Source organism: Gordonia polyisoprenivorans NBRC 16320 = JCM 10675 (assembly GCF_000241325.1).
Taxonomy (GTDB): domain Bacteria; phylum Actinomycetota; class Actinomycetes; order Mycobacteriales; family Mycobacteriaceae; genus Gordonia; species Gordonia polyisoprenivorans.
This window is the reverse complement of record NZ_BAEI01000104.1, coordinates 1-22,388: the sequence shown is the minus strand read 5'-3', so window position 1 is coordinate 22,388 and position 22,388 is coordinate 1. Positions and strand designations below refer to the sequence as shown.

The following is a 22,388-nucleotide window of genomic DNA, read 5'->3' as shown; positions in this document are numbered from 1 at the left end:
ATCTGATTCGTTTAATCCTCCGCAGATCTCACAGCTTGCGAAAAGAGCACTCCCATGACGCGACAACCGGCGACCCCATCGATTGACACTCCGCCCGAGCCGGCACGCCCCGAGGGCATCGACACTCCACCACCACCGGAGATCGGCCTGAAACAGAATGCGCTCGGCGCGCCCGCCATCGCCTTCATGGTGATCGCGGCGGCCGCACCGCTGACCGTGATGGCAGGCGTCGCCCCCTTGGCACTGTCCATCGGCGGGGCCGGGGCGCCGGTCGCCTACCTCGTTGCCGGTGCCGCGTTCGCGATCTTCGCCGTGGCCTTCATGGCGATGACCAGGGCAACCGGTGGAAAGGGAGCGTTCTACTCCTACATCACGCTCGGTCTCGGCCGGTCCGTCGGACTCGGATGCGGGCTGTTGGCCGTCGTCGCCTATAACGCCCTGCAGATCGGCGTCTACGGCTTGATGGCCATCCAGACTCAGGACGCGATCACCCGCCTGTTCGGCATCACCATCGAGTGGCCCTATCTCGCACTCGCCGCGATAGCGATCGTCTGGTACGTCGGTCGGCGCGGAATCGACGTCGGGGCGAAGTTCCTCGGGGTGCTGCTCTCCCTGGAAACCGGGATCCTGCTGATTTTGGCGTTCGCCGTGCTGGCGCAGGGCGGCGCCCACGGGATCGGCTTCGACTCCTTCCATCCGTCCGCGGTGTTCGCTCCCGGGATGGGTGGCATCCTCGCCTTCGCCTTCGCCGCGTTCATGGGATTCGAGTCCACCGCGCTCTACCGCTCGGAGGCGCGCAACCCCGACCGGACCATCCCCCGGGCGACCTATTGGGCGGTCGGTTTCATGGCCATCGCCTACTGCTTCATCGTCTGGTCGATGGTGCAGGCCTTCGGTGCACGCGAGGTACAAGCCGCGGCCACCAATGACGTTGCCGGCCTGTTCTTCTCCGCGATGACCCATTACGTCGGAACGTGGGCCACGGACGTCATGTCGATACTCATCGTGACCAGTGCTCTGGCCTCACAGATCGCTTTCCACAATGCGATCACCCGATACACGTATTCACTGGCCCGCGACGGCGTGCTGCCCGCCTATCTCGACCGCACACACCCGGTGTTCCGGTCACCGGCGCGCGCCGGTGCACTGCAAACCGTCATCGCCGCGGTCGTCGTGGGCGCCTTCGCCATCGCCGGCGCCGACCCCTACTACCGTCTCCTACTCCTGGTGAACACCCCCGGAGTGGTCGGGATCATTGCGCTGCAACTGATCACCGCGATCGCCGTGGTGGCCTACTTCGCGCGCAAACGCCTCGTGCGAGTCGAACGGGTCGCCGTCATCGCCGGAATCGTCAGCATCGTGGTACTCGGTGTGGCGCTGGCGGTCCTGATCTCGAAGATCAATCTGCTCACCAATGCCGACTCCACCACCAATACCTGGTTGGTCGGCCTCGTCGGTGCCGTGCTGCTCGCGGGAATCGCGGTGGCCCAGTACTTCCGGCTGCGACGACCACGAATCTTCGATCGCATCGGCGGGCTGTACGACGACCCGCATGCCGACACCGAACGCTGAACACACCGAGGAGATCACCGAAATGAGCCCGGCAGACACCGTCCTGTTCGCCCGCACCATCCATACCCTGCGTACCGGCGCGCCCGTCGAGGCGCTCGCCCTCCGGGACGGCCGGGTCACCGCCGTCGGCGACGCGCGCTCGATCAAGACCGAGATCGGTGGCGCCACCGACGTCATCGACCTCGGTGACGCAACCCTGACGCCCGGACTGATCGACGGGCACATCCATCCGGTACTCGGCTTGAAGATGACCGCCGGACATGACCTTTCGTCGGTGACGAACCTCGACGAACTCGCCGTCGCGCTACGCACTGCACCCCGCAACGACGGGTGGGTGCTCGGCTGGGGGCTGGACCCCAACGTTTTCGGCGACCGGCCGATCACCCATGCGCCGATCGTCGAGGCACTCGGTGACGGTGTCCCCGTGTTCATCTATCTCTTCGACGCGCACTCGGCGCTCGCGAGTCCGGCCGCGTTGCACGCGGCAGGGGTGAGCGGACCACGGCCCTTCGCGGGCAACGCCGAGATCGTGTGCACCGACGGGATTCCCACCGGGCACCTACTCGAACTCGAGGCCGTCGAGCTCGTCGACGGCGCCCTACCGAACGAACCGGCGACTGCTCGTCGTCGGCGACTGCACGAGGTGCTGACCGCCATGGCGCAGTCCGGGATCACCTCGGGCAACGCCATGGATTTCGAGGCGGACAGCGGAGAACTCGTTGCCGCCCTGGAGGACTCGGGAGACCTGCCGATCCGGCTGCGGTTCGCGCCGTTCTGTATGCCCGGCACCGACCGTGCACAACTCGACCACATCGTCGAGTTACAGAGGCGTGGCGGGCGGCGATGGCGGGTCGACGGGGTGAAGTTCATGATCGACGGCACCATCGACGGCGGGACCGCGTGGCTCGAACACGCCGACGCACACGGCGAATCGACCGCGCCGCTGTGGCCCGATCCGGCCGAGTACCGCGAAGCCGTCCGTTATCTCGCCGCGCGTGGGGTGCCGACGGTGACCCACGCGATCGGCGATGCGGGCATCCGATATGCCCTCGACACCCTCGCCGACACCCCGGCGACACCCACCGGCGTCCGGCATCGGATCGAGCACATCGAAACCCTGCCCGACGATCTCGTGTCGCGGTTCGCCGCGACCGGCGTCGTCGCCAGCATGCAGCCCAACCACTGCACCCTCTACACGCGTGGCGATCAGAGCGACAACTGGTCGGTCCGGCTCGGTACCGAGCGCGCGAACCGGGCGTTCCGCACCCGCGACATCCGCGATTCGGGAGCACTGTTGGCGCTCGGATCGGATTGGCCGGTGGCACCGTTCGATCCGCGCAAGATCCTCGCCGACGCACAGTTGCGGCGTCGCGCAGGCCATCTCGACGAGATCCCGGTGTGCCCGGAGCAGGGGCTGACCGCCTCGATGGCCTTGGAGGGGTACACCTCGCACGCCGCCCGCGCCCAGGGGTCTGCCGACGCCGGCTGGATCGGAGTCGGTGCCCGCGCCGATTTCACCGCGTTCGCCGTCGACCCGTTGACCGCCCCACCCGACGAGCTGGCCGACGCTCCCGTCGTTGCGACGATGGTCGACGGCCGGTTTGTGTTCCGAGCGTGATCGGTTCGCGCCGGATGATGTCCTAGGCTGACGTCGTGCCCCGACCGACCTCGCCGCTCCTCGACCGCGAATCGATTGCCCGCGCCGCGCTCGCCGAGCTCGACGCGAAGGAGACCTTCACCATGCCCGGCCTGGCCAAACGGCTGGGCGTGGCGGTCTCCTCGCTCTACCACCACGTCTCCGGACGCGAAGAGGTGCTCGAGCTGGTTCGCGGAACCATCGCGGTGGCGATGGCCGACGACGTCGACTGGTCCGGCGGCTGGCGTGCGGCGGTCACGACGTGGGTGCGCACCTACCGGGACGCGTTCGGGGCGCATCCGGCGCTGGTGCGTGCGCTGACCGGGCAGACGGTCGAGGCTCCGGCGATCCTGAACAGCTACGACCACCTCGCGCGATGTCTCAGGGCAGCCGGATTCGCCGACACGGAGATCCTGCACCTCATCACGCTCCTCGACACCTTCGCGCTCGGCTCGGCACTCGACGCCGCAGCACCGGCGACGGTCTGGTCGGTCGCGTCCCTCGCCGACGACAGTGCGCTCGCCCGAGCGGTCGCCGCCGCCCCGAGCGGTCGCGAACGCGCCGATGCGGCCTTCGATTTCGGGCTCGGCCTGTTACTCGACGCGCTGGAACGTCGGCTGCTTCAGGAAACGCGTTGACCCACCCGCGTCACTCGACGCGTTGCTTGACCACGCACGATCCGGAGTCGAAGTGCGCGCAGACGTCTTCGGCGTCGGTGCGCGACTCGGCGGGACGGGCCACCACGTAGCGACTGCCCGATCCGAGCATCTCACCGGGCAGGATCAACGAACCGTAATGGTTGTCGCGGGCTTGTTCGGCCCGCCGATAGCTGCCGAACGCACCGAACTGCGCGTACCAGACGGTGTCGGCGACCGGTGGCACCGGAAGCGATGGGGTCGGTGCGTCGCTCGGCTCGCTGCCCTGGGGTGTGGTGTCCTCGGGTGTTGTGTCGTCGGGGGTGGTCTCGGTCGGTGTGGCCGACTCGGTCGTCGTCTGAGTGACGACGACCGTCGGAGCCGTCGAGCCTGCGGCCGTACTCGGACCTGTATTCCATTGACCCCCGGACAGTTTGAGTCCCACGATGACTGCCGCGACAGCGATCAGACCGACGACACAACCCACCACGACCGGGATCACCCACGGCGGTCGGGACGGACGCCGGTCGTCATACATGCGCTACTCGTGATCGTCGCTTGTTCATCATCGTCGGAGGGTGATCGTCAGTGCGCGGCGTCGTCCCACGAGCGACCGTAGCCGACCGATACCTCCAACGGCACCGACAACGTGATGGCGTTGCCCATTTCTTCGCGGACCACGGTCTCGACCTGATCGCGCTCGCCGTCGGCGACCTCGATGACGAGTTCGTCGTGCACCTGCAGCAGCATCCGCGAGCGCAACTCCTCGGCGGTGAGCCGCTTGTGCACGTTGATCATCGCGACCTTGATGATGTCGGCGGCGGTGCCCTGGATGGGCGCGTTGAGGGCCATGCGTTCGGCTGCCTGTCGGCGCTGCCAGTTGTCGCTGTTCAGATCGGGGAGATAGCGTCGGCGGCCGAACAATGTTGCGGTGTACTCGTTTCGGCGCGCCTCGGCGACGACGTTGTGCAGGTAGTCGCGCACCCCACCGAACCGGGCGAAATAGGCCTCCATCTGTTCCTTGGCCTCGTCGCGACTGATCCGCAACTGCGCGGCGAGCCCGAAAGCGCTGAGCCCGTAGGCAAGTCCGTACGACATGGCCTTGACGCGGTGGCGCATCTCGGTGGTCACCTCGTCGATCGGCACGCCGAACGCGCGGGACCCGACGAAGTTGTGGAGATCCTCGCCGGTGTTGAACGCCTCGATCAGCCCTGCGTCCTCGGACAGGTGTGCCATGATGCGCATCTCGATCTGGCTGTAGTCGGCGGTCATCAGACAATCGAACGGCGTCCCGTCCTCGGCACGACCGACGACGAAGCCATGACGGATCTCGCGGCCGGCCTCGGTGCGCACCGGGATGTTCTGCAGATTCGGTTCGGTCGACGACAGTCGTCCCGTGGCCGCGACGGTCTGATTGAAGGTCGTGTGGATCCGGCCGTCGTCGGCAACGGATTTCAGCAACCCGTCGACGGTCACCTTCAGCCGGGTGGCATCGCGATGCTCGAGCAGATGTGCGAGGAACGGATGCTCGGTCTTCTCGTACAACGTCTGCAAGGCGTCGGCGTCGGTGGTGTAGCCGGTCTTGGTCTTCTTGGTCTTGGGCATCTCGAGTTTGTCGAACAGCACCGTCTGCAGCTGTTTGGGCGAACCGAGATTGATCTGTTCTCCGATGACCTCGTAGGCCGCTTCCGCCGCGGCGCGGATGCGCTCGGAGAAACCTTCCTCCAGGGTGCCGAAGTGATCGACGTCGACCGCGATGCCTGCGGCCTCCAGATCCGACAGGACGAACAGCAGCGGCAGCTCCATGTCGGTCAGCAGGGGCCGCGAATCGATGCGATCGAGTTCGGTGTCGAGGGTGTCGGCGAGTTCGGCGACCGCACGCGCCTCGAGCATGTGCTGCTCGGCCTGCTGGGCCAACCCACCGTCCTCGTCGAGCAGCGAGAGCTGATCGTTGCCTGCACCGTCGTCGGCGCGCAGCTCTCGACGCAGGTAGCGCAAGGCCAGATCGTCGAGGTTGAACGAGCGTTGGCCGGGGCGCACCAGGTAGGCGGCCAGCGCGGTGTCGCTGGTGACGCCGCGCAGCGTCCAGCCGCGCGAGCGCAGCGCGTGGATCGCCCACTTGGTCTCGTGCAGGGCCTTGGGCGTGTCGGGGTCGGCCAGCCAGCCACCGAGGGCCTTCTCATCGGCCGGGTCGAGCTGGGTGATGTCGACATACGCCGACACCCCGTCCGCTGCGGCCAACGCGATCCCGGTGATGTCGGCACCGACGACGGTGTGTGGCGCGGTCACGGTCAGCCCGGTGCGCCCGGTCCGTGCGTGATCGTCGAGCCAACCGGTGATCTGTCCGGCCGCCAGCACCGAACCGTCGAGGTCGAAGCCTGCCTCCGCCTCGGGCTCGACCGAGCTGAGCGTGGAGAACAACCGATCCCGCAGCACCCGGAACTCGAGATCGTCGAACAGCTGGTGGATGCGGTCACGGTCCCAGCCGACCCGGGCGAGATCGTCGGGCCCGGCAGGCAGCTGCATGTCTCGGATGAGTTCGGTGAGTTGACGATTCGTCTGTACCGACGCGAGATTGGCCCGCAGCGCGTCGCCGACCTTGCCCTTGACCTGATCGACGTGATCGACGAGGGAGGCCAGTGAACCGTATTCGCGAATCCACTTCGATGCCGTCTTCTCCCCCACGCCCGGGATACCCGGGAGGTTGTCACTCGGGTCCCCGCGCAGCGCCGCGTAATCGGGGTACTGCGATGGCGTCAGCCCGTACTTCTTCTCGACCTCTTCCGGGGTGAAGCGGGTCAGGTCGGAGACACCCTTGCGCGGGTAGAGGACGGTCACCGAATCGTCGACCAGCTGCAGCGAGTCCCGGTCACCGGTGACGACGAGGACCTTGAAACCCTGCGCCTCGGCCTGGGTGGCGAGCGTGGCGATGATGTCGTCGGCCTCGTAGCCGTCGATCGCGAACACCTGGATGCCGAGCGCATCGAGGACTTCCTTGGTGACGTCGACCTGCCCGTTGAACTCGTCCGGCGACTTCGACCGCTGCGCCTTGTACTCCGGGTACATCTCCGAGCGGAAGGTCTTCCGGGAGACGTCGAACGCTGCGGCGATGTGCGTCGGCTCCTCGTCGCGCAGCAGGTTGATGAGCATCGAGGTGAAGCCGTACACCGCATTGGTGTGCTGACCGGTCTCGGTCTTGAAGTTCTCGGCCGGTAACGCGAAGAACGCCCGGTAGGCCAGGGAATGCCCGTCGAGGAGCATCAGCGTCGGCTGGGTGCTGGCCTTGGTCTTGCCGCGGGTGGCGGTCGAACTCTGTGCGGGACTCACCCGGACGAGTCTAGTGGCGACCCCCGACAGACCTTCGCCGCCCGCGACCACCGGCCGAACCCGGCGAGGCGGTCATCCCTTGCGGAACATCGGCCACACCGACGGGCCGCCGGGAAGCCGCACCTCGCGCACCACCTCAAACCCGAAGCGCTCGTACAGCGGGATGTTGGCGACGTTGGAGCTCTCGAGGTACGCCGGTCCGTCGACGCGTGTGATCCCGGCCTCGAGCAAGGCGGTGCCGATGCCCTCACCATGCCGGATCGCGCCGAGCTGCCCGAGATACCAGTGCGGTTCCTCGGGTCGCAGCCTCGCGAAAGTCGACTCGACCACCGCACCGCGACGAACGCCCGTCCGCAGCGAGGAGACGAACCCGGGAAGCGCACGGATCTCGTCGAGACGCGACACCCGGTACCCGGGCGGATCCCACACCGCGACCCCGACCGGCTCCCCGGCACGTACCGCGAGGTCCGGCGCCACGTCACTGCGGTGCGTCCACCGGACCAGGGTGCGGAACATCTGCACGTCGCCGCGCGGATCCGGCGCGATCCACCGGGTGACCGGATCGTCGATGAAGGCTTGCGCCAGAAGCGAACTGGTCACATCGAGATCGCGGGTGGGAACAACCGTCGTATCGGCCATGTCCCGACTCTACGTGCAGGCCGAGGCGAACCGGACTCAGGCGACGCCGAGGTAGGCCTCGCGCACGGCGTCGTCGACGAGCAGATCCTTGCCTGCCCCCTCCTTGGTGATCGACCCGGTTTCGAGGATGTAGCCGCGGTCGGACCGGCTCAGCGCCTGCTGCGCATTCTGTTCGACCAGCAGGATCGTCGTGCCCTCGCTGTTGATCTGTCCGATGATCCGGAAGATCTGTTGGATCACCATGGGCGCCAGCCCCATCGACGGTTCGTCGAGCAGGAGCAGCTTGGGCCGAGCCATCAGCGCACGCCCGATGGCCAGCATCTGCTGCTCACCACCGGACATCGTTCCACCGAATTGTTTTCGGCGTTCACCGAGCCGCGGAAACACCTCGAACACATGCTCCAGGGCCTCGTTGTAGGCCGTCTTGTTCTCGAATTTCCGCCCGTAGCAACCCATGTCGAGGTTCTCGAGGACCGTCATCCCCGGGAAGATGCGCCGTCCCTCCGGCACCTGGATGATGCCGCGTTTGACCCGCTCGTGTGGTGCGAGGCGGGTGATCGACTCTCCGTTGAAGCGAATGTCGCCCTGTGTCAGCTTGTTCAGCCCGGAGATCCCGCGCATCGTCGTCGACTTGCCGGCACCGTTGGCGCCGAGCAGCGTCACGAGTTCGCCCGCCTCGACCCGCAACGAGATGCCGTGCAGCGCCTGGATGCGTCCGTAGTGGATGACGACGTCGGTGAGTTCGAGAACCGGCGGTACCGAGACCGATTTCCCTGACACAGACTGCCCCGACTCTCGCGGCTCTGACTCTCGCGGCTCTGGCTCTCGCGCTGCAAACTCGTGCGGCTCAGACATGTTCGTCGATCTGATCATCGGGTACCCCCAGGTAGGCGGCGATCACCGCCGGATTGTCGCGGACGTCTTTGGGTGACCCCTCGGCGATCTTGCGGCCGAACTCGAGCACCACGATCCGGTCGGTGACGCCCATGACCAGTCGCATGTCGTGTTCGATGAGCAGGATCGTGTACCCGTCCTGTCGGATCTTCTCGATCAGGCCCATCAGCGCCGTCTTCTCGCTCGGGTTGAATCCGGCGGCGGGTTCGTCGAGGCACAGGAGTTTCGGTTCGGTGGCCAGTGCTCGTGCGATCTCGAGTCGACGCTGATCGCCGTAGGGCAGGTTGGATGCCTTTTCCGCAGCGCGTGGACCGATCCCGACGAACTCCAGCAGTGCCATCCCGCGATCCACGGCATCACGCTCTTCACGGTAATGCCGGGGCGTCCGCAGGATGCCGCCGAACACCGAGGTCTTGTGGCGCGCATCGGTGCCCACACAGACGTTTTCCAGCGCCGTCATCTCTCCCCAGAGCCGGACGTTCTGGAAGGTGCGGGCGATACCTCGGCGGGTGATCTTGTGCTGCTTGAGCTTTCCCAGCGGCGCATTGTCGAAGGTGACCGTGCCGCGGGTGGGCCGATACACCCCGGTGATCGCGTTGAAGCAGGTCGTCTTTCCCGCACCGTTCGGCCCGATGAGGCCGAGGATCTCACCGCGGCGGATCTCGAAACTGACGTCGTCGAGGGCGGCCAACCCACCGAATTCGACGGTGAGCCCCTCCACCTTGAGTAGGGTCTCACCTTCGTCGACTGCGATATCACGTTGCGGTGCAACGGCTTCGGCGACCGCTTCGGGATCGGCCAGATCCGGGTCGATCTCGGCCGGATTGACCAGGGTGGTGGCCTCGGGGTCGGAGTTCACCTCGGCGATCTGCTTGGTGAGATCCGGTGTAGCAGATGCCGGGTTGGGCTCGTCGGGCGTGCGGTGACTCATGCGGCCGCCTCCTCGGTCGGCGTCGCCCGTTTGGGGGTGCGCCGGATCGCGGCATACACCTGGCGTCCGAACGTGATCAGTCGGGCGCGTGCTGGGAACAGCCCCTGCGGACGGAAGATCATGAGCACCACGAGGGCGATCCCGAAGAACAGATACTTGTACTCGCTCAACGCTTCTCCACCCACCGAGATGCCCTGCACGCGGGCCGGCAGGTAGATGATGATGAACGCTCCGGCGATCACGCCGAGCTTGTTGCCCTGGCCGCCGAGGACCACCGCACACAGGAACAGCATGGAGTTGATGACGGTGAACGCCGTCGGGTCGACATACTGCACCTGCCCCGCGTAGAACGCCCCGGACAGGCCGCCGATGCCGGCTCCGATGACGAACGCCCACAGTTTGTATTTGAAGGTCGGCACACCCATGATCTCGGCGGCGTCCTCGTCCTCGCGGATGGCCACCCAGGAACGACCCACCCGGCTGCGTTCGAGGTTGCCGATGACGATGAGCACGATGATCACCGCAGCGATGCCGAACCAGTACCACCACACGCCGTAGTTGAGTGACGAGGTGTTGTTGGCGGTCGAGAACACACCACCGGGGCTGTCGGCGGACCGGCCGATCTCCGGGTAGAGCACGCTCTGCAACCCGGTGGCGCCGTTGGTGACGTCGGTGAGGTTGTCGGCGAGCAACCGCACAATCTCACCGAACCCGAGGGTCACGATCGCGAGGTAGTCGCCGCGCACGCGCAGCGTCGGGGTACCCAGGATGACACCGGTGATCCCGGTGATGATGATCGCGAGCGGCACACACGCCAGCCACGCCCACGGACCGGAGAAGAATCCGTGGTCGGTGCTGCCCCACAACGGGCTCGACGGGCTGGTCAGCAGCGCGACGACGTAGGCGCCGACGGCGTAGAACCCGACGTACCCGAGGTCGAGGAGACCGGTCTGCCCGACCACCACGTTGAGACCGATCGCGATCAGGGCGGTCATCGCGAAGGTCGCCATCACCACCCCGAAGTTGGTGGCGGTCGTGGTGATCAGCGGTGGATTGATGACGGGGAGCAGAGCGATCAGGATGATCAGCGGAACCCCGACGAGCCACTGCATGACCCGTGGGAGGCCTTCCCACCAGGTTCGGATGGCGTCGCCCAGCCCATGACGTTCGGGCGACGTGAGCGATGTCGGTGCAGTCGTCATACCCTCGCCTTTCCGAGCTTCTCTCCCAGGATGCCCGTCGGACGGAACATGAGCACCAGGATCAGCAAGGCGAAGGCCACCACGTCCTTCCACTGGTTGCCGAACACCACCGACCCGTAGTTCTCCATCACCCCGAGCAGCAGGCCGCCGAGGAGTGCGCCGCGGACGTTGCCGATGCCACCGAGTACCGCGGCGCAGAACGCTTTGATGCCCAGGATGAATCCGCCGTTGAAGATGATCCCGTTCGGTACACGCAAGGTGTAGAGCAGTGCCGCGGCGCCGGCGAGCAGGCCGCCGATCAAGAAGGTGACCAGGATGATTCGCTCCCGCGAGACCCCCATGAGCAGGGCCGCATCGGGGTCCTGGGCCACCGACCGGATGCCGCGTCCCAAACGTGTCTTGTTGATCATGAAATCGGTGCCGAGCGCCAACACGATCGCCGACAGGATGATCACCATCGTCAGATTGGTGACCGGCGCACCGAAGATGGTGAACTCCTCGACGGCCTGGGCCAGCCGGATCGTCGGCTGTGCGCTCGATCCGCCCAGCGGCGGGTCCACCGGAACCTTTGGCAGCACGTAGTGCACGAACTCCTGGAGCACGAACGACATGCCGATCGCGGTGATGAGGAATGCCAGCGGTTTGGCGTTGCGACGTCGTAGTGGTCGATATGCGACGAACTCCAGTCCGACGGCGGCACCGCCGGCCACGACCATGCCGCACAGTCCCGCGAGCGCGAGATACACCACGGTCATCAGCGTGCCCTCGGCGTAGACGTTGCCCGACGGACTGAAACCCATGATGAGCAGGCCGATGTAGGTGCCGAACATGCCGAGCATGAACACCTCGGAATGCGCGAAGTTGATCAGTCTCAGTACGCCGTAGACCAGTGTGTAACCCACTGCGACAAGGGCATACACCGATCCGTAGGTCAATCCCTCGATGGTCAGACCCCAGAAACCGTCGACGAGCGAGTGGACGTCGAAGCCGATGGTCGACGCCACGTCGGTGGTCGTCTGGGCCGCCGCGAAGAGTGTGCTCACGTTTCCTCCCCTTCAGCCGGATGAGAGCAGCAACATGCGGTGCGCCCGGACCACCGGACGGTGGCCGGGCGCACCGGATGTGTCGGACTTACTTGACCTCGTAGACCCAGATCAGCGACGAGGTGAGCTCGCCGTCCGGTGTCCACGAGTACGGGCCGGCCAATCCCTGGCCCTTGTAGGTCCGGATGAACTCCAGCAGCTTCGGACGCGTGGTGTTGCCCTCTTCGATGCCCTTCATCATGATCGAGGCGATGTCGTAGGCCTGCACCGAGTAGACGCCGGAGGCCTGGTTGAACGCCGCCTGGTACTCCTTGGCCAGCGTTGCCGGCGCCGGACCACACGGGCACGACAGGTAGGCACCCTTGGCCGAATCTCCGGCCTGGGCAACGAATTGCGGGTCGTTCGTGCCGTCACCGGACGCGAAGGTCACATTGGGTGCGGCCGACTTCAACTGCTGGGCCAGCGGTGCTGCCTCGGCGTAGTACCCGGCGTAGAACACGGCGTCGGGACTCGCGGCGGTCACCTTCGAGATGATCGCGGAGAAGTCGCGCTCACCGGTCTTGACGTTGCCCGAGCAGGCCGAGTCGGCGGCCGAGCCGAGCGACTTGGTCACCACCGCGGCCAGGCCGACACCGTAGGCGCTGTCGTCCTCGATGACACAGACCTTCTTCTTGCCCAGGGTGTTGGTCAGGTACTTGCCGACCGCCGCGCCTTGGGCGTCGTCATTGGCCAGCCCGCGGAAGAAGGTCTTCCAGCCGTTCTGCGTCAGTGCGGCGTTGGTGGCCGAGGCGGTCACCGACACCAGACCGGCCTGATTGAAGATGCCGCCGGTGGCCTTGGTCTCGCCCGAGAACGCCGGACCGATCAAGCCGATGATCGAGTTGTCGTTGGTGATCTGCGGGGCGACCTGGGTGGCCTTCTGCGGGTCTCCCTCGGTGTCGAAGCGCTTCAAGGTGATCTTGCAGTCGGGGTTCGCCTTGTTGTGCTGATCGACGGCCAGCTGTGCACCGTTGACGATGTTGATACCGAGTGCCGCGTTGGCGCCGGTGAGGGCGCCGGCCATGGCGATGGTCGACGGATCGCACTTGGCGCCGCCGGGCTGGGCCGGGTTCAGAGCCGCCGACTCCGCGGCCGGCGGGACCTCTTTGCCCTCGGTATTGATCTGATTGAGAGCCGAGATCGTCAGACCCGAATTACTCGCCGACGAGCCGCCACTCGCACCGGACCCAGAATCAGTGGACTTACTACTACACGCCGAGACTGCGAGGATTCCCGTCAGTGTCACCGCGATCGCTGCGGTCGCCATTCGACGTCGCATACTTGTTGCCTCTCATCCGCCCGCCCGGCGTCGCCGGGAGATCTACCCCGTAGATCCTGAGAGGAACATAGACCCGACGACCGGCCGGCGCGGGGTAACTGAGGGAAACCGCGCAGATCGGCATCGAGCTTGTTTCAGAGATTTAACGAACGACCCGTCGAGGTCACTCCTGCGGACCGAGTGTCTCCACCACAACCTGCGCCACGGCCTTCATCGTGGTACGGCGGTCCATCGCCGCGCGCTGAATCCACTTGAACGCCTCAGGTTCCGACAACGACTGCTTCTCCATCAACAGGCCCTTGGCCCGCTCGACGAGTTTGCGGGTCTCGAGACGGTCGGTCATCGACGCGACCTCTTTCTCGAGTTCGCGAAGTTCCTGATACCGACTCACCGCCACCTCGATGGCGGGCACGAGATCGGCCTTGGTGAAGGGCTTCACCAGATAGGCCATCGCTCCGGCCTCGCGGGCCTTCTCGATGAAGTCGCGCTGACTGAATGCGGTGAGCATGACCACCGGGGCCAGCCGCTTGCTCGCGATCTCGCCGGCCGCATCGATTCCGTCCCGCACGGGCATCTTGATGTCCATGATCACCAGATCGGGGGCGAGCTGTTCGGTCAGCTCGACGGCCGCCTGACCGTTGGGTGCCTCACCGACGACGTCGTAGCCCTCTTCGCGCAACATCTCGATGAGGTCCATCCGGATCAGCGAGTCGTCCTCGGCCACGAGAACCTTGTGGCCCGCCTGCGCTCCGTCCTGCGTCACCGGCGCACTGTCCACCACCGTCACCATCCCCTCCTCCACGTCGAGCGATCGACCTGCGTGAACACCCAGGCCACGCCCGTCGCGCACGACGGACGATGAGGGGAAGAGTACCGGTTGGATCGCTGCTCGGCCGATCTACTAGACTCGTCTCTCGCAGCTTGGCGCAGTTGCATGCCCTCGTAGCCCAATTGGCAGAGGCAACGGATTCAAAACCCGTACAGTGTGAGTTCGAGTCTCACCGAGGGCACGTGAAACCCCTGTTCATCAGGGGTTTTTTAGTTCCGCGACTTGTCCCACGCCACTCTCCGTGGGACATCGATGGGGCAAAGGGGTGTCCCCAAGCGGGTTTTTGTGACCTGTCCAACCGTGCGAACTGTTGGAAGGAACACCCTTGAATCACGCCCGAATCATCGTCAGCGCGCTACTCATCTTCGCGTGCTTGTACCCGCTCCCGATCACCGTAATGGCTGTATGCATCCGCATGGGGTGGCACGCATGAACAACGACGCTGCAGTCATTGCCGCCACACAAACCCTGCTCGACCAAGCCGCAGACCGCGCCTGGAACCGAATGATCGACGCCCAAGGCACACCCCTCCACAGCATGTGCCGAGATATCGCCTTCGCTGCGAAAGACCGCGCCGACACCTACCGCCACACCCACCGCACGCCGATCAACACCGCCATCGAAGCGCTCAACACTGCCGCATGGCAAGCCCACGACATCGACCCCAGCAACCCGCAAGCCGGGCACCTCCGAGCATGGTTGGGCCAGTTCGAAGACGCTGCCGACAACCTCGCCCCTGATCTGAAGGTCACCGCGTGTGAGGTGCTTCGTGCGCTGTCGTCGCTGACGGGTGTGAGCGTTCGCGAGTATCTGGCCTCGTTGCCTGCTGTCGCCGCATGGATCGGTGGTCAGTCGTGACCGCAGTCATCGGACCCGATCAGTTCACCAACGGCTACCGGGCAGCGACCGAAACGTTGGCGCAGCTCCCCGGCCCACTATTGGGAATCATCACCAACAAACTTCTCGCGGTCACACCCGACCCCGATGACGATCCTGACTATGACGACGGATACCGCCAAGCCCTCCGCGACGCTGTAGGTGGTGGCCAGTGACCACCCCGCACATCGATCCACCGGAAGACGACGGATGGACCGCCTACACGTGGGTGCGCGCCGCGATCGGTGACCACCTCACCGTCGACCTGATCAGTGGACACAACCTACTCACCGACAAGACCGACGCGCCCGTCATCGTGATTGGTGATCGTCGCGACACCGTGGAAGTCAACAACCGTCGCGAACTCGACGGACTGATCGCTGCTCTCAACGATGCTCGTGCCGTCTGGGACGCCCTCAACTCGTAACCCTCACCTGTGTTGGTGGCGTGGATTTTGTTGCGTCACAGGCTGAATGAGAGCCCCTTGTGGGGTGGCCCTGATGGTCGTTGCGGTGGTTCGACTCCACCGAGGGCGCTGCGCACACCGACCGATTCGACCGAGTGTGCCCGTCGTTCTTGTACCGCTCGACGTAAACCAGCGGGCAGCACGTAGCCCAGTCCCCCACCGTGCTTGGGGGCCACCACTCTCGATGTCGCGAACCGAGTACGGGTGCCACACGGTTACCGCCTACCCGTCGGGTCAGGTGTCAATCGGTCGTGGCCTGACGCGATCAAGGGCTCGGGTTCGTGGGTCGGTCCGGGATGGGGTCAACGCGCGAGCACCCGTCAGGGTTCGATCCGCCGGCATACGCTCGGACGATGACCGACAGTTACCGCGACCAAGTAGTAATCGAGTTGTACGAGAACCCGGATCACAATCAGGTGCTCGACAACTACAGGATCGTAATCCAACCGAATGGGAAGATCGACCTCGACTGGTTGAACGACGCTCTCGAAGCGATGTTCCACAAGGCCGATGAGAACGGCACAGTCGTACTCGCGACACCCTACGTACTGGTCCAGCGCCGGTCCGAGACACATTGGGGAGCTGCAGGAGCACAGGCGCAGTTCTTCATCGAGACCGCAGCACATATCGGCTCAATCGGGCTCGATACAACGATCGGCATGGCAATCGGCACCCTTATCAACGAGCTGCGAAACCGGGGATACACCGTACATCACGGCAAACTCGAAGATCTCACGCAGGACGAGATAGCCGCCTACGGAATGCGGGCCGTCGAGAGCAAATTCGGCATTCCGGTATCCCAGCTAAGTCTCAAATCCGACGGCATCGACGATTCAGGCCAATACGCCGTAAGCGCGATCGACAATCAAGGCATCACATACGCGGTCACCTTCGTCATCCGTGGTGGACTCACCGAGATTCGGCAGTCGTCGCGAACGATGCCCTGACCACTTAGCGGGGTCGGTGCGCCTCGGGGGCACCCGTCAGGGTTCGTTTAGCAGTCAAGCCTTACTCGTCCTGCAGAGCAGCGAGCGCCGCTTCTAGGCCAGGATAGCCAGGATTCCGTGCGCGCAACGACTGCAACGTCATCCGTGCAACGGTTGTGCCTCCGGGCCGCGCCGCATACGTTTTCGCCCGCTCGAAGTCGCACAAGTCCATGAGCGGTCGACTCGACACGATTCCATGTATCGCGCCATCCATCGCCATCTGAGCTTCGAACGGCCTACCCAACTCCCGCAACGCGCAGCCGCGCAGAATCAACGCCAGGCCGCCGAATGGGCTATTGACACCCGACTGGACCCATCGAGTTGCATGTAACACGTCCTCGTGCCGCTCAAGGTTGTACAGAAACATCGCTTCCATCGCTGTTCTTACGTCCGATTCTTCAGCTTCTGCGAGTGCCGCTAGCGCACGTTCGAACTCTCGGCTCTGGTTGTGGATAGCCGCCAGAAGCAACGATGCACCCGCCCGGTTGACGCCAACCTTCGCGGTGGCCCCAGCCATCTCCAGCTGAATTTCGATCGGATGCCGTGCATAGAACCCTTCAGACGCCGGAGACGGAGCTACGGACAGAGCGTTAGCAAATCGGCCACCAGCCCACGCCGAGTGCCCACCTACCCAGTAGGCAGCCCCCATCATCAGACCCGCAGCCTCTCCCAACTCCGGATGAGTCAACCACTCGCGCAACGCGTCCGGATTCTTGGCCGACTTCGCTACCACCTTTGTGAACTTCTTCTCATCGCGGGACTTCGGCAACGAAGCGCCCCTGTGGCCCGCCTGTGGCGACCCAGCGCCGCTCGCAGCAACCGAAGATACCGTGTGACCACTTTGCGTGGTTACCTTTTTGGTTGTCCTGTAGGCCACGCCAGTCCCCGGCAATCCGACGCTCGTGGTCCGCTGTCCCTTCGAGTTGTACGTAACACGCGCACCTGGCACACCTGCTGAGATACTTGCGGACTTCGCGTTCAGGTTCACTTTGACGCCGCCACCAAGGTTGATGCTCTTCCGGAATCGGGCTCCCATGCATGAGAAAGATACGCCGGTAAGGACATGATGATGAAGCGATGCCCGACATGTCTAGATACCTCAGATACAACGAAAGCGCCCCGCCCAGCCATCACCGAGCAGAGACGGACCTATTGCCGTGTCATCTGACCGTTGCCCGTGTCATCTGACCGAACTCTTCTGTGCTCCGAATGCCCGAAACGCGAACCCGTGATGAGAGCATGAGCTACCCGACCCATGCACCGGAAGTAGAGCACCACACCGATGAAGCGCTCAGCAGTAGCCGCCACCCTCGCAGCCCTCGCCGCAGCCACGACGATCGCCACAACAGCGCCGGCAACCGCCTCCACCAGCATCGAAGTGAAGTACGTGTTCTACACCAATACGACCAGCGTCGACTACCACTACACCACCCCGACCGACAGCTTCACACGCACGAACAGGAAGTTCCTTCAGAAGACCGAGAAGGGCAACTACTACCTGACGAGGACTTATCGCACCACCGATGAGTACGACATCCCGTCCTCGTGGATTTCAACGAATTTCGAAAGCGATGGTTCGTACGTGCAATGCAACATCTACGTCGATGGACACTTGACTGACCTACATCGTGGTTACGGCCCCTACGCTTCCGCCTACTGCTGAACCTGCCCAAGCGGCACCTACGACCTTCTTAGCGAGCATGTCAGGCACATCGGCATAAAGGTGTTCAAACCTGTACATGCTCGTCACACCGCCGACTTCGATACGTTCCGAATTAGTCAGCTTTGTGGAATCGACAATAACTTCTGCGCTGTCATCGACAGCCACAATCACACGCCCATGCGCAGGCAGATCAACCGTTCGCCACAATGGCGCTGCTCCTGCTGCGGCACCACGCTCATACCAAACGATCCCCAGAACAGCCTCAGGCGGAACAACCGAGCACCACAGTGTTCCCGTCGACTTCCCACCATGCAGCACCAGGTGTGAATGACACGACCGCGCATCAGTAGCCCACGATAAACCCTGCCGCCAATCGTCAGCGACACGCCACAGCAGTATCGGATACTCGGGTCGACTATCGGCCCAGATCACTGTGCGTCCATACATTGCCCGAAAACCAAGACGACGAAACAATCGCCGCCATTCACGTGGCGTCTTTCGTGATACAGCGTCAGCAACAAACTCCGCGAAAACTCGGCACGCCCGCTCATCTTCTTTGCGTTCACGAACCTCTGGATAAAACTCATGTTTCACAAAGTCGAATTCGTCTTGCACAGTGTCGCCACCAAGTGAGTCCGCGAACCGACGACCCGAAAACCATTCCAAGACACTTTCAGCCTCTTTACCCATACTTGCCATAAACGTCCCCTTATCTCAATTCATGTTCTTGTTATCGCCCGCTGCCTGCTTCCACCAGTCCTCAGGATCGTTGTCACTACCCGAAGTGTGGATCACATCAGCAGCAGGCTCGTTGACCCGCTGAGTCGGTTGCGCTGCGGCCACCGGAGTTGTCCGGCCCTGCCCGTCTGCCATCCCAGCCTTGTAGGCCATCGCGACCGAGTTCTCCACCACCTCCTGATAGTGGCCGCGCATCTCCCGGCCAATCTCGGTCTTCTCGGGGTGCCGTTCGAGGTACGCGCCATACATCGCCAACGCGATGAACACACCGACTACGACGAACCCGACCAAAATCAGAGCAGAAATGACAGACATGAGAATTCCTCTCGGAGGTGGATTTTGCGCCGAGACGAGTGCGGCGCATTTCCAATGTAATCATCATCGCGATAGTCGCGCAACCCTCACCCTCACACCCCGTAATTGACCCCACCCACCCCATCACAAGGCGCAGCAACAATCGCCCGCAAGAACGACCCTCAGCGGCCCGTAATCGTGCCGTTCGTGTGAGTGGCGGACGAGTGTCCGAGCGTCACCGCACGCCACCCGAGATCAGCATTTGCGCAGGTCAGAAGTCAGGGTGGGGGGTGCCCCCTCGTCGGCGAGACCGGTCTATATCTGCCTCCCAGCGACCTTTTCTCTCGCCAGGCCAAACGCTACGCGAGAACACCCCGTAAACACTGGCTCAGACGCCCATATGCAGACGAATTCCCCCTAGCCATAATTGGACTAGGGGGAATTCGTTTTGCCTGTCAGGGCGCTTCTGAGGCGACGATTTCACGCAGTCGTTGCGTTTCTTTCCGCCAGTATCTCGCGCTCTGCCGAGCTAATACCAATTGCCTGTTGCGGTGATAATAGTCGGCGGATTGCTTTCGGTCACATTCGGTGCATTTACTCGCTAATCCGTCTTTAGTAGATCTATCTTTCGGGAATTGTTCACGGGTTTTGTTTTCGCCGCATTGGGGGCACAGTTTCTCAGTCACCGTAGAGGAACCCGCGTGCGCTACGCTCTCGTTCGCTGAGTCCCTGAGTGCGGGAGTCGTTGTCACTGGCGAGAACCGCGTCCACAACGTTGGGGGTTTCGTCGTGAATTGTGATGGTCCCTGCCGCGAACGGTCCCTGCCTCTGGGCGGTCACAGGTTCAACCATTTGAACAGTCTGTCGACCAAACCGGGATCGACTACAGCGTCGTCACTGTGGTCGGGATCGTGAGGATCGTCGGGGTCGTTGGCGTGGTCAGCGATGATCGCAGCCACTTCCGGATCGAAGACGGTCATGCCGCGTTCCCCCATCCTGCGCCGATCGCCAGAGCTTCATCTCGCGTAGTCGGGCAATACGGGCGGCGACGAAGTTCTTCGGCGAACCGACCCAACTCGTCGGCTCCGAGGGCCTGCATCCGGTCCTTGGGAAGCCGGAATTTCCAGTGCTCGCCGTGTTCTGAGTCCATGCGCGGCGTCGGGATCAGATGGTTGTCTCGGGCCAGGGCGTGGATCTCACGCAACGCGTTGTAGCTGTCCTGCAAGTGGTGGAACTGGCGGAACTCGTCAACCTTGCCCGCGTCGATCGCGGCCCGATCTGATCGGACACCGCCGAGGTCGAGGGTATGGAACTCGTCGCTGATCTGCTCGTACTGTTCGGTGAGGGTGCCGGCGATCTGGCCTGTGTTTGCGAACGCGATGTCACGCGCAGCGATAATGCAGGTCTCGTAGATTGAGGTGGCTACCGCGTCTACAGCGTTTTGTGATGGCAGGTCGGTAGCGGCTTTCAAGATGCGCACCGAGTCCACTTTGTCGTCTGCGGCAAGTTTCGTTCCTACGGTGGTTGCTGCGGCCAGGGTGAGGGACGCTGCCTCGTAAGCGGTGCGCGAGGCCATCTCAGCCCGGTCGATCAGGGCGTGCACCCGGTCGAGGTCAGCATCGGTCAGCAGACCGAGAGCGTGCAGCACCGGGCTCATGGTGACGATGGCGCGCTTGTCGCGGCCTGGGAAGTAGCTTGGTGAAATAGGCATTTCGTATCTTTCAGAGGTAGGGATCGGTCACCACGGACCGTGTGACCAGCCGGAACCGGCGTAGAACGGGTCTCCGAGGCCTTGATTGATGCCGTCAGCGACGTACGAGTCAGGATCGGCGGGCTCGATGATCCCGCTGCCGTCTTCCCGAGTGGACTCAATCGTCCACACCGTGCCGGGACGAAGCCGGTGCATGGTGAGGGCTGCGACCTCAGCAGCTAAAAGAATGTCGCCCGTGATGAAATCGCTGATCGGCAGGGTCGCCGCGAACGTTCCGGCTTGATTGGTAACGAATCGATCTGGATTGCGGAACAGACGTTGCGCTGCAGCGAGCACCACACGTTTGACACCCTCGGGTACGGTCTGGCCCGGACCCGACCAGTCAGTTTCAGTGATCTCGACAGCGCGGACAGAGGCATCCCAGATCGCAGCTTCGGCGCGTTCGTACTCCGGACTGCCTTCGTGCAGAATCTTTCCGAGACGGACGGCGATGTCATCGACGGTGGCCAATGGTTTTGTGCTCATTGAGCGGCCTCCTCGGAGGATCGCATAACCCGATCGACAGCATTAGTCAGGTGACGGATCGCTCCATCGTGGTCGAAACGCGCTGCAGCGGTGAGTAGTTGCTCTCCGGCGCGCATGGCCTCCTCGACACTCAGCGAGATTGCCAGGTCGGCACTGGTGGCGCGGATCTCGATCAGATGCACCGGGTTACCGGGGATGCCGGCGACCACGATCGGCGTGTGACGCTTCCATTTCAGCCGCGCCATCACCGCTCCCCCGTCAGGGCGTCAACAACGCGCGTGAGGTGCGAGATGGCCCGCTCTCGATTCTGAGCGCCCGCCCGGATGAACAGATGCTCTGCAACGTGTAGGGCTTCGCCTTCGGTGAACCGTAGGAGCGTGCGCCCACTGGGGATATCGGTGACGGCGTAGGGGTAACGCTGCCCGATCTGGGGGTGCTCAACCCGGATGCTCGGACGGTCGGGACTGGCTGGGATTCTCGCCACGGTCACGCCTGCGCGGTGTGTCGGATGGCTTCGGCAATGCGCGCAGCATCCTCAATAGGGAAGGTGATCCCGCCACCGCCCTGGCTGATGACGACGCGTTGGCCGTTCCCGAACTGGTATTTCGATAGGTGGAGGGGTGGCGCTTCGGCTCCCGAAGTGGAGATCGTTTCGGAGGTTGAAATATATGTCATGCGGTTTCCCGTCGTTCTGTTTGTTCTTTGATTGCTACGATGAGGTCGGCGAACTCATACGCCTTTTCAAGTGGCAAGTGGATTGCTGTTGAATATGAGTCTCGTTTGAGAATGATGACTCGTTGTTTGGTGGCAATTTTGTGTCCAAGGTTGATCTCGCAGATTTGTGTACCTTTTTGGTCATGCAAAAGGACGTTCACTTGCTTGAGTGCTCGCTTATCCGATGTCGTGTCTTCCAGCTTACGATTCAGGTGCCTGATTGCGTCGTAGAGCGATTTTTTGCCGTTGCGAGGGTGAATACAACTGACAGGTCGATTCTTGGCTTATGATTCATTACAGCCACCGATTGGCGTATCTGCGTGGAAATCGGATGATCGCCAACCAGCGATCAATTCTCGCCTGATGAAAACTGACGGTCTCGCAGGGGG

The 22,388-nt window shown here is 63.5% G+C and carries 24 protein-coding genes, 1 tRNA gene and 1 pseudogene; 9 read left to right on the top strand and 17 right to left on the bottom strand.

Annotation, left to right across the window (positions count from 1 at the left end; translation table 11 throughout):
• Positions 1-54: 54 nt before the first annotated feature.
• Genes GOPIP_RS27840 through GOPIP_RS27830 form a run of 3 tightly spaced genes read left to right on the top strand, consistent with a single transcriptional unit; the run spans position 55 to position 3,846 of the window.
• Positions 55-1,572, top strand: a complete 1,518-nt coding sequence (locus GOPIP_RS27840) for an APC family permease (RefSeq protein WP_006373254.1) — start codon at positions 55-57, stop codon at positions 1,570-1,572.
• Entirely contained in the window at positions 1,553-3,190 is a 1,638-nt protein-coding gene (locus GOPIP_RS27835) for an amidohydrolase (protein WP_035728945.1), read from the top strand. The genes GOPIP_RS27840 and GOPIP_RS27835 overlap by 20 nt, the downstream gene beginning before the upstream one ends.
• Before the next feature lie 35 nt (positions 3,191-3,225).
• Complete coding sequence (locus tag GOPIP_RS27830) at positions 3,226-3,846, top strand: TetR/AcrR family transcriptional regulator C-terminal domain-containing protein (protein WP_006373252.1); 621 nt, start codon at positions 3,226-3,228, stop codon at positions 3,844-3,846.
• Between the two features lie 10 nt (positions 3,847-3,856).
• Here the strand turns inward: GOPIP_RS27830 and GOPIP_RS27825 are convergent, their stop codons facing one another.
• The 9 genes from GOPIP_RS27825 to GOPIP_RS27785 all read right to left on the bottom strand — a co-directional run bounded on the left by GOPIP_RS27825 (position 3,857) and on the right by GOPIP_RS27785 (position 13,987).
• On the bottom strand, positions 3,857-4,381 hold the full coding sequence (locus GOPIP_RS27825; protein WP_006373251.1) for a hypothetical protein: 525 nt from the start codon (positions 4,379-4,381) through the stop codon (positions 3,857-3,859).
• A 47-nt stretch (positions 4,382-4,428) separates the two neighbouring features.
• On the bottom strand, positions 4,429-7,170 hold the full coding sequence (gene polA / locus GOPIP_RS27820; RefSeq protein WP_035728944.1) for a DNA polymerase I: 2,742 nt from the start codon (positions 7,168-7,170) through the stop codon (positions 4,429-4,431).
• Between the two features lie 72 nt (positions 7,171-7,242).
• The gene (locus GOPIP_RS27815) at positions 7,243-7,809 is read right to left on the bottom strand and encodes a GNAT family N-acetyltransferase (RefSeq protein ID WP_006373249.1); all 567 of its coding nucleotides are present in this window, start codon (positions 7,807-7,809) and stop codon (positions 7,243-7,245) included.
• A gap of 36 nt (positions 7,810-7,845) precedes the next feature.
• Positions 7,846-8,589 carry an ABC transporter ATP-binding protein gene (locus tag GOPIP_RS27810; RefSeq protein WP_006373248.1) on the bottom strand — a complete coding sequence of 248 codons (744 nt, stop codon included), beginning with the start codon at positions 8,587-8,589 and terminating at the stop codon, positions 7,846-7,848.
• 67 nt (positions 8,590-8,656) lie between these two features.
• Positions 8,657-9,634, bottom strand: a complete 978-nt coding sequence (locus tag GOPIP_RS27805; RefSeq protein WP_006373247.1) for an ABC transporter ATP-binding protein — start codon at positions 9,632-9,634, stop codon at positions 8,657-8,659.
• Complete coding sequence (locus tag GOPIP_RS27800) at positions 9,631-10,836, bottom strand: branched-chain amino acid ABC transporter permease (protein ID WP_035728943.1); 1,206 nt, start codon at positions 10,834-10,836, stop codon at positions 9,631-9,633. Before GOPIP_RS27800 ends, GOPIP_RS27805 begins: the two co-directional genes overlap by 4 nt.
• Entirely contained in the window at positions 10,833-11,879 is a 1,047-nt protein-coding gene (locus GOPIP_RS27795) for a branched-chain amino acid ABC transporter permease (protein WP_006373245.1), read from the bottom strand. The genes GOPIP_RS27800 and GOPIP_RS27795 overlap by 4 nt, the downstream gene beginning before the upstream one ends.
• An 88-nt stretch (positions 11,880-11,967) precedes the next feature.
• Entirely contained in the window at positions 11,968-13,197 is a 1,230-nt protein-coding gene (locus GOPIP_RS27790) for a branched-chain amino acid ABC transporter substrate-binding protein (protein ID WP_035728942.1), read from the bottom strand.
• A 163-nt stretch (positions 13,198-13,360) separates the two neighbouring features.
• Positions 13,361-13,987, bottom strand: coding sequence for an ANTAR domain-containing response regulator (locus tag GOPIP_RS27785; RefSeq protein WP_006373242.1), 627 nt, complete (start codon positions 13,985-13,987; stop codon positions 13,361-13,363).
• A 146-nt stretch (positions 13,988-14,133) separates the two neighbouring features.
• Between GOPIP_RS27785 and GOPIP_RS27780 the strand changes: the two genes are divergently transcribed.
• The 5 genes from GOPIP_RS27780 to GOPIP_RS27760 all read left to right on the top strand — a co-directional run bounded on the left by GOPIP_RS27780 (position 14,134) and on the right by GOPIP_RS27760 (position 16,315).
• Positions 14,134-14,207: transfer RNA gene (locus tag GOPIP_RS27780), tRNA-Leu, on the top strand.
• Between the two features lie 248 nt (positions 14,208-14,455).
• Positions 14,456-14,884: a hypothetical protein gene (locus tag GOPIP_RS27775; protein ID WP_133092107.1), complete on the top strand. Its 429-nt coding sequence runs from the start codon at positions 14,456-14,458 to the stop codon at positions 14,882-14,884.
• Complete coding sequence (locus GOPIP_RS27770; RefSeq protein ID WP_006373240.1) at positions 14,881-15,078, top strand: hypothetical protein; 198 nt, start codon at positions 14,881-14,883, stop codon at positions 15,076-15,078. The genes GOPIP_RS27775 and GOPIP_RS27770 overlap by 4 nt, the downstream gene beginning before the upstream one ends.
• A complete protein-coding gene (locus tag GOPIP_RS27765; RefSeq protein ID WP_006373239.1) occupies positions 15,075-15,329 on the top strand; it encodes a hypothetical protein in 255 nt (84 codons plus the stop codon). Before GOPIP_RS27770 ends, GOPIP_RS27765 begins: the two co-directional genes overlap by 4 nt.
• Positions 15,330-15,721: 392 nt before the next feature.
• Positions 15,722-16,315: a hypothetical protein gene (locus GOPIP_RS27760; protein ID WP_035728939.1), complete on the top strand. Its 594-nt coding sequence runs from the start codon at positions 15,722-15,724 to the stop codon at positions 16,313-16,315.
• Positions 16,316-16,376: 61 nt separating this feature from the next.
• Here GOPIP_RS27760 and GOPIP_RS28545 read toward each other — a convergent pair whose 3' ends face one another.
• Positions 16,377-17,123, bottom strand: a complete 747-nt coding sequence (locus GOPIP_RS28545; protein ID WP_240523947.1) for a hypothetical protein — start codon at positions 17,121-17,123, stop codon at positions 16,377-16,379.
• Between the two features lie 108 nt (positions 17,124-17,231).
• A pseudogene (locus tag GOPIP_RS29955) lies at positions 17,232-17,390 on the bottom strand (DUF4236 domain-containing protein); the annotation flags it as partial.
• Between the two features lie 246 nt (positions 17,391-17,636).
• Between GOPIP_RS29955 and GOPIP_RS27750 the strand changes: the two are divergent.
• Entirely contained in the window at positions 17,637-18,017 is a 381-nt protein-coding gene (locus GOPIP_RS27750) for a hypothetical protein (RefSeq protein ID WP_006373236.1), read from the top strand.
• Here GOPIP_RS27750 and GOPIP_RS28950 read toward each other — a convergent pair.
• The 6 genes from GOPIP_RS28950 to GOPIP_RS27730 form a co-directional block, all read right to left on the bottom strand.
• Positions 17,976-18,716 carry a hypothetical protein gene (locus GOPIP_RS28950; protein ID WP_006373235.1) on the bottom strand — a complete coding sequence of 247 codons (741 nt, stop codon included), beginning with the start codon at positions 18,714-18,716 and terminating at the stop codon, positions 17,976-17,978. The genes GOPIP_RS27750 and GOPIP_RS28950 overlap by 42 nt on opposite strands.
• Before the next feature lie 15 nt (positions 18,717-18,731).
• Positions 18,732-19,070, bottom strand: coding sequence for a hypothetical protein (locus tag GOPIP_RS27745; protein WP_006373234.1), 339 nt, complete (start codon positions 19,068-19,070; stop codon positions 18,732-18,734).
• Positions 19,071-19,885: 815 nt separating this feature from the next.
• Complete coding sequence (locus GOPIP_RS29235) at positions 19,886-20,029, bottom strand: hypothetical protein (protein ID WP_165776295.1); 144 nt, start codon at positions 20,027-20,029, stop codon at positions 19,886-19,888.
• Positions 20,026-20,760, bottom strand: a complete 735-nt coding sequence (locus GOPIP_RS27740; RefSeq protein ID WP_006373231.1) for a hypothetical protein — start codon at positions 20,758-20,760, stop codon at positions 20,026-20,028. Before GOPIP_RS27740 ends, GOPIP_RS29235 begins: the two co-directional genes overlap by 4 nt.
• A 27-nt stretch (positions 20,761-20,787) precedes the next feature.
• Positions 20,788-21,285: a hypothetical protein gene (locus tag GOPIP_RS27735; protein WP_006373230.1), complete on the bottom strand. Its 498-nt coding sequence runs from the start codon at positions 21,283-21,285 to the stop codon at positions 20,788-20,790.
• Positions 21,282-21,533 (bottom strand): hypothetical protein, encoded by a 252-nt coding sequence (locus GOPIP_RS27730; protein ID WP_138944192.1) that lies wholly within the window; start codon positions 21,531-21,533, stop codon positions 21,282-21,284. The genes GOPIP_RS27735 and GOPIP_RS27730 overlap by 4 nt, the downstream gene beginning before the upstream one ends.
• Between the last annotated feature and the right edge of the window lie 855 nt (positions 21,534-22,388).